Genomic DNA, 15,758 nt, shown 5'->3' with positions numbered 1-15,758 from the left:
GCGCCACACCTTGGTGGTGCCAGGTGCGACTTGCCCCGCCTGCACGTACTGCACGATCTGCTGGGCCGTGAACGGTCCCTGCTGCTGGCCGTTTATGCCCAGGAAATACTGGTATTCCACCAAAGGCGGCGGCATGCCGCCCAGCGGTGGCGGCGCCATGCCAAAGGCGGGGGCCGCAGCGGCCGCCATTCCGGCCGGGCGCAGCAATTGCTCCAGGCGCCCCGCTTCCAGCATTTCCCCCTTGATCGCGTATTTCAACCGGGGCTGGCCATCCGCTTCCGGCTCGCGCACTTCCCAGTCGTAGGCATCGCTGTCGGAGTCGCCGATGACGTTCGCCCATTCCTTCAGGCGGCCCAGCAGGGCTTGCACCGTGCGGTCGAGCTCATCGCTGGCCATGCCCTTGCGGCGCGCCGACTCGCGCAGGCGCGCGCCCACCTCGGCGGAAATGGCGCTGCCAAAGCCGATATACGGCAGCTGCGAGCCATCGGCCTGCGCCACCAGCTTGGGCGCATACACGCCCCGTTCATAGTATTTTGCCAGCGCCGCCAGGGCCGCCGTCTGCACGGCGTCAAGCGCCGCCAATTTTTCCTCGATGCGCAGGGCGATATTTTTCTCGTACGAGGCGGGCATGCCGTTCTGGCGGATGGCCCGTTCATTGCCGATGCGGCGCAGGTCGCCCGGCTCGACGGCAAACTGGTACTGGCCCGGCGGCACGACGCGACCCGTGTGGCGCGTCAGTATGCCCAGCATGATGGCTTGCAGGAATTCGCCGAAGTCTTCCGCCAGGCGCTTCATCTCGTCCGTGTTCGGCGCGATCGGGTGCGTGAATTGCGTCGGATCGATGTGCGTGTGGGTCGGCGCCTTGTCGTTGTCGCCTTCCTTGCGGTAGCTGGTGCGCCAGCCTTCCAGGCCGCGCAGCACCGTCATCGGCACGCCGGCCAGTTCGCAATAGCAGACGGCGCGCCCGCGGATGCCCGTCTCGACGATTTCCAGCTGGCTCACCGTGATGCCCACCTGGGTCGGCACGCACGATTCGAGCTCGGCGCCGAACTTCGCCTTGAAGGCGGCCGCGTTGGCCACGCCGATCACGCACTTGAACTGGTCCGACACGACCGTGAAGTCGCCCGCCATATTGGCGTCGATCCACGGCATGGAGCAGGCCAGCAGCTTGCGGAAGCGGTCCAGGCGTTCGGACACGTCCATCTGTTCCAGCGCCTCGAACAGGGGGTCGGACGTGCTCGTCGCCCCTTCCACCAGGCCCGCCGTGGCGATCATATTCTCGGCCATGCGCGTGACCTTGGCCAGGATCAAGCCCCGTTGCGCCGGTTCGGCCAGCATGGGGAACAGCGCTTTCGAGCCGCCCATGTCCTTGAACGCTTCATCGGCCCACTGGCGCAAGGTGGCCGCCGATGGCAGCGCAATGTCTTTTTCCGTGACGGGAATGACGATCAGGGTCGCGTGTTCCTTGTCCAGGTCTTTTTGCAGGATGGTATTGGCCGTTTTGAGTTCCGCCAGCATGGCCAGCACGCCTTCGCGGCCCGTTTGCAGCTCGCCCACCAGACCATTCCACTGGGCGCGGCCTTGCGCATCGACGCCGACCCGGTTGCCCAGCCAGCGCGACAGTTCGCCCAGCAGGATGACGGACTCGTCCGCCGCCTTGGCGCGCAGGTGGAATTTCAGCGCATTCGCCATTTCCGTGCGCAAATGATCCATCACCACGCCGGCCTGCTTTTCGCCATTGCTGAGGAAACCGAAGGTGCTGCGCGTCTGTTCCAGATTGTTCAGCAGACGCTCGTATTCGCGCGAACGCACGGCTTCCTTGATCTCGCGGTAGCGCTCGGCATTGTTGCCGATCTGCGCCGTCAAGCCGCTGCCCGTCGCCTCGATGCGGTCCTTGATCTGTTCCACCAGCGACAGCACGTATTCCAGGCCGCCGAATTCCTTGTTGTCCAGGTAGCCATACAGCTGGTCGCGCACGACTTTCTTGACATCGTCGAGCACTTCGCGGCGGCGCTTGCTGATGCGGTCTTCCGTCGTGTCGGCCGTGGAGTCCTGGTCGCGCACGGCGTCGCGTTCCAGGTGTTTCATGGCGTCGCGCACCTGCGCCGGCCATTCGCTGCGGTCAAAGCCCGTGCGGATATCGTTGATGCGCGTGTTGACCCGGTTTTCCACGCCGGCCAGCAAGTGGCCGTGGCGGTCTTCCAGCAATTCGTCGACGATGCGGAAATCGATGAAGTCGCCGCTGGAGCGCTTCAGTTCGATGCTCTTGTCGGAAAACTCGGGGAAATCGCTGAACGGCGCGCCCTTCAGGAACATATTGGCGGCGAGGAAATTATCGCGCTGCGTATCGGTGGCGCGGTTGGCGCCCGCATCCGTGCCGCCCACGCCGAAGAACGCTTGCAGCATGGCGCCGGCCCAGCGGTGGGCCCGCTCGTCGCGCGCCGCTTCCTGGCGCGTATCGAGCACGGCCATGCCGAACGAGGAAAAGCGCTTCGAGAAATACAGGCGCATGTCGCCGAAGCGGTCTTGCGGCACGGGTGCGTTGTACAGCGAGTTCTTGTGCTGCGCCTGGTTCACGGCGATCGAGCGCTTGGCGCGCGCGAAGTCGGCCGAAGCAAAATCCTCGAACAGCGAGTCGGCCACCATGTGGTAGACGTCGCTGACATCCTTGGTGTGCTGCTGGGCAAGGTTGCCCGAATCGATCAGGTACACCTCGCTGTACGGTTCGCGCGTCAGTTCCGGGCGGTCGTAGGCATCCCAGCGGCCCACATAGCCCTTGTTGCCCATCATCGCCGATTCCAGCTCCATCAGCGCCGCATAACCGTTGGCCTCGACCCGGTCCTTGTTGGCCTTGGTGTAGCCGGTCGGCAAGAACAGCATCAGCTCGACGTCGGCCGCGCCCACTTCGCTGCGCGCCAGCCAGCGCGCCAGCAAACCCATGTCGAGGAAGGAACCGGACCCCGTGCCGCCGGCCACGGAGCCGACGATGACGATGCGGAAACGGTTCGTTTCCATGCGCAAGCCCAGTTCGGCCAGCTGGCGCTCGTGCGACAGGCCCGCCTTCAAGGCTTTCAGTTTCAAGCGGATCTTGTCGCGGATCTTCGCGTATTTGTCGAAGAAATACAGGCGCGAGACGGCGCGGATCTGGCCGGCGCCGCTGCTCATGTCGAAACGCAGCTCGCGGATGCGCTGCGGCGTCAGCGGTAGCCATTCCTTGATGTGTGGATATTTTTCCAGAGAATCTTCATCGCGGCTGTACTTGTCCATGTCGAACGATTCGACCACCTTGTCGTCATCCGTGAACTTCACCTGGTCGAACTGCAAGTCCTTCGCCTGCGACTCGCCGCTCTCGATCACGGCGCCATTGTCGAGGTCGAAATGGATGAATTGCGCGATGGGAAAGTCGGCCAAGCCCTCGATGCGCGTGCGGTTGCCCGCGCCGCCCCACAGGGTGTTGAGGATGCGCCGGCGCACGCGCATCAGCACCTGCATGCCCGTGCCGCCGATGCCGATGAACAGGGTCGGGCGCAGTTCGATGATCTTGTCCTGCTTGCGCTCGCTGGCGCCGCCGGTGATGGTTTGGTTCAGGTTCTCTGCCATGGTGATTCCTTCGATGATGCGTACGACGGCGTGCGGCTTAGCGGCGGCTCGATGTAAAGGTCAACAGTAACGCGACCAGGCCCACCAGCACCAGCGGTCCCATGAACAGTGGCGCGAGGAATTTATGCGCGTTCACGGCGGCCAGCACGACACCGGTCGCCAGGCTGGCCAGGAAGATGAACAGCCACCAGCCCGAGGCATTGGCCTTGTTCGGCGGCACGCGCTTGGCCACCAGGCCATTCGCATAGGCATTCTTGGCAAAGAAAAAGGCGATGAACAGCAGCAACAGCACCACGCCGCCGACCAGGGTGTCGCGCGACGAGGTGTCGGTCGCGCTGGCAGGGTCCAATGCGGGCGCCGGCTCGGTGGTCGCCGTGGTGGCGCTGGCCGCAGCGGATGCATCGGCTGCCGGCGGCGCGGATGCGGGGGCCGGCAGGGTAAAACCGCTGTTGTCTTTTGGAGTCTCTTGCGCCATGGTATGCCTCAGTTGAATAGAAGGTTTTTTTAAGAATGGTTGCTCAGGCCAGGCTCAGGGTATGGCCTTCGGCCACGCGCGCGACGGCCGGCTTGCCCAAGCCACGCTTGAGTTCGCCGATATCGCGGCCGTCATCATCGCGGATCTGCACGCTCTTGAACGGTTTGAGCAGTACTTGCCGCTGCACGCCGTCAGCCATCACCTTGTAGCGCGTGGCGCGCGTGCCCAGCAAACCCAGCGCCAGCAGGCCCAGCACGAGCGCCAGCACGCCGCCGAGGATCACCAGCACGGGCAAGAGCGGATACTGGATGCGCACCAGCAGCGGGATCGTCGCCTGCGACGCGCGCACGCTGTCGGGCGGCGTGAACATGCCCGAGATCGGGTCGCCGGGGAACAGTTCCTGCAAATCCTTGCCGAAGCTGGACGCCAGCGCCAGCCGCTGTTCCGACAGGCCCACCTGCGCCTGCATGGGCAGCATCACCTGCTTGCCCATGGCGGCGATCGCCTGCGCCGACCACGGCGAGGGAATCTGCGCCATCGGCAACGCGAACTGTACCTGCACGGCCTGGCTGGCGCCCGGCTGCAGCTGGCGGATTTGATCCGGCGCAACGTGCAGCGGCGCGTTCTGGCCCGCCAGGCTGGCGTGCACTTTGGCGCTGTCGATCACGTACGGGAAAAACATGTTTTGCAAGGACGCCTGCAGCACCACTTGCGGCACCAGGTTCGCCGCATCGACGTCGAGCACGATGGTGCGCCCGTCGCGGCCCAGGCTGGCGTGCACGTTGGCACTGTTCTTGACGGACTGGGGCACGATGCGCACGGCATCCTGGTCCACCGGTTTCAAGCGCGCGGGCGGGCGCGTCAGCACTTGCGACAGCCGCCCTTCGGCCAGGATGCGGTTCAATGCCTCGGACGCGGGCTGGCCATACGCGAGCGCATACACCATCAAGCCTTTGGCGCTGTACAGCTTGCCCTGTACAGGCATGCGCAGCGGAAACACCAAGGTCTTGGTAATCGACGGTTCCAAATGCAGCAGGCGATAAAAGTCGCGGTTGCGTTCGGCCGTCTGGCTGTCGTTGTTCGGGCTGTTCTTGTTATTCGTAAAGATCCACACGATGCCGGAAGCGGACTGAAACGGCCCCGTGATGGTCTTGGTCACGGCTTCCTGGAAATCCGTGTCGGCCAGCGCGCCGCCGGCGCTCTTGCGCGCCAGACCCAGGCTGGCCAACTGGCCCGCCACGCCGGCGCCACCCTGCCCTTGCCCGATCAGTGCGGGCGACACATTGCTGCCGCTGCTCTGGCTGAAGGCCAGCGTGTAGACTTTATCGGACGGGCTCGTGGCGGCCTGCGCCACGGCGCCCACCAAGGCTTTCAGTTGCGAATGTTCATCTGTATAAAACGGCTCCATCCAGCCCGAGTTTTGCACCAGAAACGCTTGCTGAACGCCGGCCGCGTGCGCGGCGGCAGCGCTGAACAACGCGGCGCAGGCCACCGTCAGTAAGCGCGCCTTCATGCCTGCAAGGCCCAGCCATCGATGCGCGACAGCAGCGGGTGGTAAGCCCACAGCGTGCCTTCATGGACAAACAGGCGCACGCGCCACGGCTCGCTGACGGCAAAGGTATGAAACACGGTTTCGCGCAATTCATCGTCCTGCACCAGCTGGGCCGCCAGGCGCTCGTTCGAGCGCAGCACGCTGGACAGGCCGGCGCTGGTGGCAAACTTCACGCCAAAGACGCTATTGCCCCCGCCCGATTCCAGCAGCGGCATGACGGCCTGGTTCTTGCCGCCATCGTCGCCGTGTTCCGGCTCTTCCCACGGCGCCGTTTTCAGCTTGGTGGCGAAGCGGTAATTGAAGCTGCCCGAACACAGGCGCGGCGCCAGCGCGTCGGCCTTCTCGACCTGGGCGCCCAGTTTCACATAGACATACGTGCCGCGACGGCTTTCAAAGCACAGTTGCCACAGGCCACCGTCGCGCGACAGGTAGGGGCTGCCGAATTCGAAGTGCGGCACCAGCCCTTCAGGCCAGGGCGTGAACGAGGCGGCCACGTTGCCATCCGGCTGCAGCTGCAAGCGCAGCTGGCCGTTGGCGCACGGCCACACGGCCATGCGGTTGTAGGCCACGGGCGCGCCGACGGCACCCAGATCCATCATGCCGTCGAGCAGCACGTCGCTGCCCGACTTTTCTTGCGCGTCAAGGTTGACGAAGCGGATGCGGCCATCGTCGTCGCGCAAGGGCGCCCACAGGCGATTCTGGAACCAGACGGGGCCCGCCACGCACGGCGCGCCGCCCACATGCTCGACCACGTAAGTGAGCGAAGGCACGTCGGGACGGATGCAGGCGAGGCCATGGCTGGTCGGCAAGACCAGCACGCTGTTGAACTCCGGCACCAGCTCGGCGCGCCAGGCGCCGTGGGCCAGGTCCGATTCGGCCAGCAAGCCGCCATGGTCGGGGTCCAGCGCCAGCCAGCGTTTCGAGGCGGGCAGCCAGGCGTGCAAGACGGCCTTGCGCGGATCGAGCGCCAGCAGCGCGGGCGCGCTGGTGCCGAACTGGGCGGAAAAGAATTCGTATTCGCCCGGTGGCGGCATGGGCAGCGAGGCGTCGGCCTGCGCATGCTCTTCGCGCGCGCGCTGGTCCGCCAGCTTCAAGGGCACGCTGGCCTGGCGCAAGCCGGCCGCGCCAGCCGGTGGCACGTCGCTGACGGGCTGCGCGCCGAAAGGCGGAACCCAGGGCAGTGTAAGCGCCGTGCCAGGCGGCACCTGCAAGGCCGCGCCCGAGGCGGGGTCGAACGAGAATTCGGGCGGAAACAGCCGCACGGGCGCACCGGCGGCAGCCGGCAGGCGCCGCGCGTGCATCAGCTTGCCGATATCGGCCGGGCTCAGCAGGGGCGAGACGTTCTGGCCATCCGCGCTGCGCTGCATGCTCCACGCGCCATCGTCGTCGACGTACCAGACGCCGGAGGGCACGGCCCAATCCCCAGAAGTTTTAAGATCCATGTATTTTCTATGACTAGCAATGCATATCAGGCGGTGTAACGGGTGCTGGGGCTGACGCAACGAGGTCGCAACCCTGGCAGTTCTCATAGTAACGTCTTTTTATCTGTATGAAAACATTGACGGCGTTCCTCAGCCCTGCTGCGTCCGCACTTTCGTCAGCAGCTTGGTGGTCGAGCGGTCGTGCGCGAAATCGATGGCCACGGCCTGGCCGCCATACGCCAGCACGGCCTTGCCTTCAGGGATGGCCGCCATGTCGTAGTCGCCGCCCTTGGCATAGATTTCCGGTTCGATTTCCTGCACCACTTCCAGGGCGCTGTCTTCCGAGAACGGCACCACCAGGCTCACCGCTTCCAGCGCGGCCAGCACGGCCATGCGGTCTTCGCAACTGTTCAGGGGACGGTCGTCGCCCTTGCCCAGGCGTTTCACCGATGCATCGGTATTCACGGCCACCACCAGCGAGGCGCCCAGCGCGCGCGCCTGCGCCAGGTACGTCACGTGGCCGCGGTGCAGAATGTCGAACACGCCGTTCGTCACCACCACCGGTTTCGGCAGCGCCGCGGCGCGGGCGCGCAGTTCGTCACGGTCGCACAGTTTGTTTTCAAAATCAGGCATGGATATCTCTTGTTGGGTTAAATAGGGGCACGCTATGGTCAAGCTCAGGCGTGGCTATCGCCTTGCATGCCGCCTGCAGTCCTCTCCCTTCGCTGCCCGCTCCCGCATTATAGGGGGCGATCCGCTACAATACGCCACCGGTGCCACAGTTTCACGTGCGCGCCACCTTTCATTCATTGCAAGTGAGCACTTCCTGTGTTTCAATCAAACTATGACACTGACTGAACTGAAATATATCGTTGCAGTCGCGCGAGCGAAGCACTTCGGCCATGCCGCCGAAGCCTGTTTCGTTGCGCAGCCCACCCTGTCAGTGGCCATCAAGAAACTCGAAGACGAATTGGGCGTGGTCCTGTTCGAACGGGGCGGCGCGGAAATCTCCGTCACGCCCCTGGGCGCGCAGATCATCGCGCAAGCTGAACGCGTGCTGGAACAGACGGCCGCCATCAAGGAACTCGCCAAGCAGAACAAGGATCCGCTGGCCGGCCCCCTGCGCCTGGGCGTGATCTACACGATCGGCCCCTACCTGCTGCCGCCCTTGGTCAAGGCCATGATAGACCAGGTGCCGCAGATGCCTTTGATTTTGCAGGAAAACTTCACGGTTCGCCTGCTCGAATTGCTGCGCCAGGGCGAACTGGACGTGGCCATCATGGCCCTGCCCCTGCCCGACCACGGCATGGCCATGCAAGAACTGTATGACGAACCGTTCGTCGTGGCCATGCCGCGCCAGCATCCGTGGACAGCGCGTGAACAAATTGCCGCGCAAGACTTGAAATCGGAAACCATGCTGCTGCTAGGCAATGGCCACTGCTTCCGCGACCAGGTGCTGGAAGTGTGCCCCGAAATGGCGCGCTTTTCCTCGCCCGGCAACGGCATGCAGCGCACGTTCGAAGGTTCCTCGCTGGAAACCATCCGCCACATGGTGGCCAGCGGCATCGGCCTGACGGTCTTGCCGCGTGCCTCTGTGTCGAATATGCACGCCACCGAGGGCATGCTCGAATACCGGCCCTTCGCCGCACCCGTGCCATCGCGCAGGGTGGTGATGCTGTGGCGCAAGAGTTTTACGCGCAAGGCCGCCATCGATGCCCTGTGCGCGGCCATCGCCAGTTGCGACTTGCCTGGCATCACACCACTCTGCGAGGAGTAGGTCGAGGACATCAAATAGTACATTTGCATACTATTTGCGATAATCGACCTTTCTCTTCAACAAGATCGAGTCTTCCATGAACAAGCTGGCGCTGTATTTCCGCCTGATACGGCTGGACAAGCCTATCGGTACCGTATTGCTGCTGTGGCCTACCCTGTGCGCGCTGTGGCTGGCGCAGCAGGGTGTACCGGACTGGCGGCTGCTGCTCATTTTTACGCTTGGCACTTTCCTGATGCGCTCGGCTGGCTGCGCCATCAACGACTACGCCGACCAGGATATCGACAAATTCGTCAAGCGCACGGTGGACCGTCCCATCACCAGCGGGCGCATCAGCGGCAAGGAAGCGCTGGCCGTGGCCGGCGTGCTGACCGTGCTGGCCTTTTGCCTGATCCTGCCCCTGAATGCGCTCACCAAGCAATTGTCGGTGGCCGCCGTCATCATCGCCGGCACCTATCCCTACTTCAAGCGTTTCTTTGCGATTCCGCAAGCGTACCTGGGCATCGCCTTCGGCTTCGGTATCCCCATGGGCTTTGCCGCCATCACGGATTCCGTGCCCGTCGTCGCCTGGCTGCTGCTGCTGGGTAATGTCTTCTGGGCCGTGGCCTACGATACGGAATACGCGATGGTCGACCGCGACGACGACTTAAAGATCGGCATCAAGACCTCGGCCATCACCTTTGGCCGCTACGACGTGGCCATCATCATGCTGTGCTACGCCGCTTTCCTGCTGTTGTGGCTGGTCTGCGGCTGGCACCTGGGCTTGCGCTACTGGTATGTGGCGGGCTTGCTGGTGGCGGCCGCTTGCGCCGTTTACCACTACACCCTGATCCGCGCACGCGAGCGCATGCCGTGTTTTGCGGCGTTCCGGCATAATAACTGGCTAGGAGCAGCGGTGTTTGCGGGCGTGGTGCTGGACTTTGCTTTCCGTTAAGCAATGATCCTTGCGCCGCGGCAGCCCTTGAGGCGGCGCAAGACACACTGGCCGCTGTTGCCTACACTGGTATTTCACTGTGCAGTTTCACTTCCATGAGGTAATACATGAGCTCGATACATACCGGAAAATCCAGCAGCGACAGCATCCTCGCCGACGCCGACAAGGCCCGCGACAAACTGGTCGGCGACCTGAAAACCGTCATCAATGAAGCGGAAGGCTGGCTCGATGGCGCCAAGGATCAGACGGGCGAGAATGTCAAAGCCGTCAAGGACAAGTTCATCACCACCCTGGAAACGGCCAGGAAAGACTTGATCAAGCTGGAAGAAGACTTGCTCGAACGCACCAAGAAGGCGGCCAAGGCCACCGACGAGTACGTGCAGGACAATCCCTGGAAAGCCGTGGGCGCGGGCGCCGTCGTGGGCGTGCTGTTCGGCCTGCTGCTTTCCTCGTCACGCCGCTAGTAGTAGGAGTAGAAGTAGCGACGGCATTCGCCGTCTCCTGACGCGAAAGGCAGCATATGGCTATCGTGCACCATGTCGCCCAAGTCGCAGCGACTCTCGCCGCCATCGTCCAGACCCGTCTGGCCCTGGCGGCCGTGGAAATGGAAGAAGAGTCGCTGCGCTTCCTGTCCTATCTGGCGCTGGCCATGCTGGCAGTGCTGTGCCTGTTTGTCGGCCTGGTGCTGCTGGTCTTCCTCGTCATCGTGCTGTTCTGGGACACGCACCGCATCGCCGCCATCGCCGTCACGGCCGCCGTCTTCATCGCTGCCGCCCTCGCCACCCTGCTGGGCGTGCGCACCAGTTTCCGCAGCAAGCCGAAACTGCTGTCCTTCACACTTTCCGAACTGAACAAAGACCTGGACGAGCTGCAATTGCTGGCGCGCCGGGGAGCGGAGCGGCCATGACCACGCATCCCACCAAATTGTCGCATGTGCACACGGCCGCCAGTCTGGCGCGGCGGCGCGACGCACTGCTGGCCGAATGCGCGCTGCAGCGCCTGGCCCTGGGCGTGCAGACGCGACAATTGCTGGAACCTTTGACGGGCGGCAATCTGCGCCACACCCTGGCCACGCGTTTTAAAGTTCCCCTGATGATAGGAGGCGGCGTGCTGGGCCTGCTGCTGGTGCGTCCGCGACGCTTCCTGCCGCTGCTGCGGGCCAGCGGCGCGCTGCTCAAGCACGCCAGCACCGCCATGCCCGTCGTGCTGGCGCTGGCGCAGCGTTTCAGCAAGAAAGACACGCCGCCTTAAAATATTTTTACCTGGCTGCATCCAAATGGCAGACCCATGCGTAGTAATCGTATCAACCAGCCGGTTGAGCCAACTACCAGGAGCTTGCCATGCATGCCATCACCGCCCCACGCCATACCGCCCCTACACTCACCGTCCTGTGCGCCGCCCTGCTCGTGGCCGCCTGCGCACCGATGAGCGCGCGCTATTCGCAGGAACAATTGCCGAACGCCGTCAAGGTACCCGATGGCCACCAGGTGGCCATGCAGACGGTGGGCGTGGGCAAGATCGCCTACGAATGCAAGGCCAAGAAGGACATGACGGGGCATGAATGGGTCTTCGTGGGACCGGACGCGGCCCTGAATGACCGCGACGGCATGCAAGTGGGCACGTATGTCGGTCCTCCTGCCACCTGGGCCAACCTGGACGGCTCGAAAGTGACGGCGACGCAAGTGGCCGTGGCGCCGGCCGGCGCGGGCAACATCCCGTATCAGCTGGTCAAAGCCAACCCGGCCACGGGCAGCGGCGCCATGCAGGGCGTCAGCTACATCCAGCGCGTGGCCACCAGCGGTGGCGTGGCGCCAAGCAGCCCCTGCGGCATGGACACCGTTGGCATCAAGCAATGGGTGCCCTACCAGGCCGACTACATCTTTTGGAAAGCTGCATAACAGCGTTAAATTGACGCTTAGCAAGCCGGTTTCTGGCCTATACTCGGCACTGAAAACTTGCTAACCGTCAACTCCAAACGATTGCGCCGACCTTGCCAGCCCCAGCCGCCCCTTACGATTACGATGCCGCCCTGCGCGCCTGCGCCAGGGGCGAGCAGCAGGCATTGCACGGCCTGTACCAGCAGGAAAGCCGCTACCGGCTGGGGGTGGCCTTGCGCATCGTACGTCAGCGGGCCCTGGCCGAAGACGTGCTGCACGATGCCTTCCTGAATATCTGGCGCCGTGCCGGCAGCTTCGACGCCACGCGCGGCAGCGGCAAGGGCTGGATCTATGTGGTGGTGCGGCACCAGGCACTGAACGTGGCGCGCGCCCGCGCCCATGAAGTATCGGCCGACGAGGATAGCGTGGAAACCCTGCTGCACCAACGCCAAGGCGACGACGCCGGTGACGCCTACGCGCTTCAGGCGAACATGGGCAAACTGCACGATTGCCTCGGCCACCTGGACGAACCCAAGCGCAACAGCATCCTGTACGCCTACGTCGATGGCTGTACCCACAGCGAAATCGCGCAGCGCCTGCAAGCGCCGCTGGGAACCGTCAAGGCCTGGGTCAAGCGGGGCCTGGCCGCCTTGCGGGAGTGCATGGGATGATCGACAGCGACGAGCAATTACAACGGCTGGCCGGCGAATATGTACTGGGCACACTGGCGCTGGCCGAGCACGCGGAAGTGGAACAGCGCTTGCCGCGCGACGCCGCCCTACGCGACGCCGTGGCTGCCTGGGAACAGCGCTTGCTGCCATTGACGACTTTGGCGCCGCCCGAAACGCCCTCGGCGCAACTGTGGCCGCGCATCAGCACCAGCCTGTTTACGCCGAACACCGTGCGGCAGGCGGGCGGCTGGCAGGCGTGGTGGAACAGCCTGGCCTTCTGGAGAATACTGGCCGGCGGCGGCTTGCTGGCCACGGCCGTGCTGGCCGTGCTGGTCACGGTGCAACTGCAGGCGCCAGGCGGACCCGGCTACCTGGTGGTGCTGGTGGCGCCGCAAGATAAATCGCCGGGCTGGATCGTGCAGGCGGGCGGACGCGGCGGCAAGAACCGCGACCTGAGCCTGATCCCGCTGGGCCCAACTAGCGTGCCGCAGCAGAAAGCCCTGCAATTCTGGACCAAGGGCAAGGACTGGGGCGCGCCCGTCTCGCTGGGCCTGGTCAAGCCGGGGCAAAGCCTCAAGTTGACATTGGACAAGCTGCCGCCGCTACAGCCGGAGCAACTGTTTGAAATCACGCTGGAACCGACTACGGGTTCGCCCACGGGCCGGCCGACGGGGCCGGTGCTCTACATCGGCCGGGCCGTCAAGGTGATCTAGTTACTTGGACAGCTCGTCCCCCATCTCGCGCCCCCGTTGCGCGGCCGCCTTGATGCCCTTGACGATGGCCGCCTTCACGCCGCTCTCTTCCATGCTGGTGAGTGCCGCATACGTCGTGCCGCCTTTCGACGTCACGCGCTCGCGCAGCAGGGACACGGGTTCGCTGGAGTTGGCCGCCAGCTGCGCCGCCCCCGTAAACGTGGCGATCGCCAGCTGCGTGCCCTGCTCGGGCGTGAGACCCAGTTCAGCGGCCGCCTGCTGCATCGCTTCGATAAAGTAAAACACGTAGGCGGGACCGCTGCCGGACACGGCCGTCACAGGGTCGATCTTCGCTTCGTCATCGAGCCAGACGGTCTGGCCGACGGCGCGCAGGATGGCGTCCGCCGTCTTTTTCTGTTCGTCGCTGACGCCGCTGCTGGCCACCATGCCCGTGATGCCCATGCCGATCAGGGCCGGCGTGTTCGGCATGCAACGCACGATCGCGGAGTAACCGCCGAGCCAGCGCGACAGGTCGGCGGCGCGGATGCCGGCGGCGATCGACAGGACCAATGGCGCCCGCTCGCCGTCGAGGAAGGGCAGCAATTGCGCCGCCACTTCGCGCATGCTTTGCGGCTTGACGGCCAGCACGATCACGTCCACGCCGCGCAGCGCTTCACCGGCGGCAGTGGCCGTCGTGACGCCGAATTGCGCCTGCAATTTTTCCAGCGCGGGCGCATGGGGGTCGATCACGTGGATGTTGCCGCCCAGGGTCAGCTTGCCCGCCAGGCCGGCGATCAGGGCGGCGGCCATGTTGCCGCCGCCTACAAATGCGATATTCAATTCTGTCGTCATGGTGATTCTTCCATTCAATCAGTGAGAGTAATTACGGGAACCGAAGATGGCGCTGCCCACGCGCACGATGGTGGCGCCTTCCAGCACGGCGGCGCGCAGGTCGGCCGACATGCCCATCGACAAGGTATCGAGCTCCAGGCCTTCCGCCTGCAATTGTTGGTACAGCACGCGCAATTGCGCAAAGGCGCTGCGCTGGAGGGCGACATCCGTTTCCGGCTCGGGAATCGCCATCAGGCCGCGCAAGCGCAGGCGGGGCAGTTGCGCCACGGCGCGCGCCAGCGCCGGCAAGTCAAATGGCGTCACGCCGCTCTTGCTCGCTTCGCCGCTGATATTGACTTGCAGGCAGATATTCAGGTCCGGCAAGCCGGCCGGGCGCTGCTCGGACAGCCGGACGGCGATCTTTTCCCGCTCCACCGTGTGCACCCAATCGAAGTGCTCGGCGATGGGGCGCGTCTTGTTGCTCTGGATGGGGCCGATGAAGTGCCATGCCGGGACGTGCTGCGGTGCGGCCTCCTTCACAAAGGCGATCTTGTCGAGCGCTTCCTGCAGATAATTTTCGCCAAACGCCGCCTGGCCCGCGCGCATGGCTGCCAGCACGGCGTCCGCGCCGAAGGTTTTTGACACGGCCAGCAGGGTCACGTCGCCAGGGGCGCGCTGCGCCTCAGCGGCGGCCTGCGCAATACTGTCGCGCACGGCTTGCAAGTTCTGTTCGATTGTGGACATAATCATTTTCTAGTGTATAGGGGCGGCGGCACAGTGCGCCAGCCCATCAATGCAGGCACAGGGATTATAAATGGACATCTCCGAATTACTCGCTTTCTCCGTCAGCAACAAGGCTTCCGACTTGCACCTGTCTTCCGGCCTGCCGCCGATGATACGGGTCCATGGCGACGTGCGCCGCCTGAACGTGGCGCCGCTCGAGCACAAGGAAGTGCACAGCATGATCTACGACATCATGAACGACAGCCAGCGCAAGGCGTATGAAGAAGCGCTGGAATGCGATTTTTCGTTCGAGATTCCCGGCCTGGCCCGCTTCCGCGTCAACGCCTACAACCAGGAACGCGGTGCTTCGGCCGTGCTGCGTACGATTCCCTCGAAAGTGCTGAGTCTGGAAGAACTGAACGCGCCGCGCATCTTCGGCGAGCTGGCCATGCGTCCACGGGGACTCGTGCTGGTCACGGGGCCGACGGGTTCGGGCAAGTCGACCACCCTGGCGGCGATGGTGAACCACGTCAACGAACGCCTGAACCACCATATTCTGACCATCGAAGACCCGATCGAATTCGTGCATGAACCGAAAAAATGCCTGATCAACCAGCGCGAAGTCGGGTCGCACACGCATTCGTTCAGCAACGCGCTGCGCTCGGCCCTGCGCGAAGACCCGGACGTGATTTTAGTGGGCGAATTGCGCGACCTGGAAACCATCCGCCTGGCGCTGACGGCGGCCGAAACGGGCCACCTCGTGTTCGGCACCCTGCACACCTCGTCGGCGGCGAAGTCGATCGACCGCATCATCGACGTCTTCCCCGCCGAGGAAAAGGAAATGGTGCGCGCCATGCTGTCCGAATCCTTGCAAGCCGTCATTTCACAGAACTTGCTCAAAACCAAAGATGGCGCGGGCCGCGTGGCCGCGCATGAAATCATGCTGGCCACGCCGGCCGTGCGCAACCTGATCCGCGAAGCAAAAGTGGCGCAGATGTATTCAGCCATCCAGACGGGCAGCAATGTCGGCATGCAGACCCTGGACCAGTGCCTGTCCGACCTGGTGCGGCGCGGCACGATTACGGCGGAGACGGCCCGCGCGGCCGCCAAGGTTCCCGAAAACTTCCCCGGATAAGCCCATGCAGACCAACCACGAACACGATGGCGCCATGCACGCGCTGCTGGCGCAGATGCGCGCACGGGGCGGC

General features: G+C 64.2%; 16 protein-coding genes. 9 read left to right on the top strand and 7 right to left on the bottom strand.

Annotated elements, in window-relative coordinates; all coding sequences use genetic code 11:
• The 5 genes from K0F86_RS14680 to rfaE2 all read right to left on the bottom strand — a co-directional run.
• Nucleotides 1–3,600 (bottom strand): tubulin-like doman-containing protein (locus tag K0F86_RS14680; RefSeq protein ID WP_219135044.1); only part of this gene is annotated, 3,600 nt, incomplete at its 3' end.
• Between the two features lie 37 nt (nt 3,601–3,637).
• The gene (locus K0F86_RS14675; protein ID WP_219135043.1) at nt 3,638–4,075 is read right to left on the bottom strand and encodes a hypothetical protein; all 438 of its coding nucleotides are present in this window, start codon (nt 4,073–4,075) and stop codon (nt 3,638–3,640) included.
• A gap of 43 nt (nt 4,076–4,118) precedes the next feature.
• A complete protein-coding gene (locus tag K0F86_RS14670; protein ID WP_219135042.1) occupies nt 4,119–5,588 on the bottom strand; it encodes a hypothetical protein in 1,470 nt (489 codons plus the stop codon).
• Complete coding sequence (locus K0F86_RS14665) at nt 5,585–7,069, bottom strand: hypothetical protein (protein WP_219135040.1); 1,485 nt, start codon at nt 7,067–7,069, stop codon at nt 5,585–5,587. Before K0F86_RS14665 ends, K0F86_RS14670 begins: the two co-directional genes overlap by 4 nt.
• A 129-nt stretch (nt 7,070–7,198) precedes the next feature.
• Nucleotides 7,199–7,681, bottom strand: coding sequence for a D-glycero-beta-D-manno-heptose 1-phosphate adenylyltransferase (gene rfaE2, locus K0F86_RS14660; RefSeq protein ID WP_071079434.1), 483 nt, complete (start codon nt 7,679–7,681; stop codon nt 7,199–7,201).
• Between the two features lie 211 nt (nt 7,682–7,892).
• Between rfaE2 and K0F86_RS14655 the strand changes: the two genes are divergently transcribed.
• From K0F86_RS14655 to K0F86_RS14620, 8 genes are all read left to right on the top strand, one after another.
• Nucleotides 7,893–8,825, top strand: a complete 933-nt coding sequence (locus K0F86_RS14655; protein WP_219135039.1) for a hydrogen peroxide-inducible genes activator — start codon at nt 7,893–7,895, stop codon at nt 8,823–8,825.
• A 76-nt stretch (nt 8,826–8,901) separates the two neighbouring features.
• On the top strand, nt 8,902–9,756 hold the full coding sequence (gene ubiA / locus K0F86_RS14650; RefSeq protein ID WP_141171752.1) for a 4-hydroxybenzoate octaprenyltransferase: 855 nt from the start codon (nt 8,902–8,904) through the stop codon (nt 9,754–9,756).
• A 107-nt stretch (nt 9,757–9,863) separates the two neighbouring features.
• Nucleotides 9,864–10,220 (top strand): DUF883 domain-containing protein, encoded by a 357-nt coding sequence (locus tag K0F86_RS14645; protein ID WP_219135038.1) that lies wholly within the window; start codon nt 9,864–9,866, stop codon nt 10,218–10,220.
• Nucleotides 10,221–10,276: 56 nt separating this feature from the next.
• A complete protein-coding gene (locus K0F86_RS14640) occupies nt 10,277–10,663 on the top strand; it encodes a phage holin family protein (RefSeq protein ID WP_219135037.1) in 387 nt (128 codons plus the stop codon).
• Entirely contained in the window at nt 10,660–11,007 is a 348-nt protein-coding gene (locus K0F86_RS14635) for a hypothetical protein (RefSeq protein WP_219135036.1), read from the top strand. Before K0F86_RS14640 ends, K0F86_RS14635 begins: the two co-directional genes overlap by 4 nt.
• 89 nt (nt 11,008–11,096) lie before the next feature.
• A complete protein-coding gene (locus K0F86_RS14630; protein WP_219135035.1) occupies nt 11,097–11,654 on the top strand; it encodes a DUF3455 domain-containing protein in 558 nt (185 codons plus the stop codon).
• Between the two features lie 92 nt (nt 11,655–11,746).
• On the top strand, nt 11,747–12,304 hold the full coding sequence (locus K0F86_RS14625; protein ID WP_219135034.1) for a sigma-70 family RNA polymerase sigma factor: 558 nt from the start codon (nt 11,747–11,749) through the stop codon (nt 12,302–12,304).
• Complete coding sequence (locus tag K0F86_RS14620) at nt 12,301–13,017, top strand: anti-sigma factor domain-containing protein (RefSeq protein WP_219135033.1); 717 nt, start codon at nt 12,301–12,303, stop codon at nt 13,015–13,017. Before K0F86_RS14625 ends, K0F86_RS14620 begins: the two co-directional genes overlap by 4 nt.
• Here K0F86_RS14620 and proC read toward each other — a convergent pair whose 3' ends face one another.
• A complete protein-coding gene (proC, locus tag K0F86_RS14615) occupies nt 13,018–13,848 on the bottom strand; it encodes a pyrroline-5-carboxylate reductase (RefSeq protein WP_219135032.1) in 831 nt (276 codons plus the stop codon). It lies immediately after the preceding gene.
• A gap of 18 nt (nt 13,849–13,866) precedes the next feature.
• Nucleotides 13,867–14,571, bottom strand: a complete 705-nt coding sequence (locus K0F86_RS14610; protein ID WP_219135031.1) for a YggS family pyridoxal phosphate-dependent enzyme — start codon at nt 14,569–14,571, stop codon at nt 13,867–13,869.
• A 70-nt stretch (nt 14,572–14,641) separates the two neighbouring features.
• Between K0F86_RS14610 and K0F86_RS14605 the strand changes: the two genes are divergently transcribed.
• Nucleotides 14,642–15,685: a type IV pilus twitching motility protein PilT gene (locus K0F86_RS14605; RefSeq protein WP_219135030.1), complete on the top strand. Its 1,044-nt coding sequence runs from the start codon at nt 14,642–14,644 to the stop codon at nt 15,683–15,685.
• Nucleotides 15,686–15,758: the final 73 nt, after the last annotated feature.

Origin of the sequence: Janthinobacterium sp. UMAB-60 (assembly GCF_900095235.1) — a bacterium.
In the GTDB taxonomy this organism is placed as follows: domain Bacteria; phylum Pseudomonadota; class Gammaproteobacteria; order Burkholderiales; family Burkholderiaceae_D; genus Janthinobacterium.
This window is presented reverse-complemented; position numbering and strand designations above follow the sequence as displayed.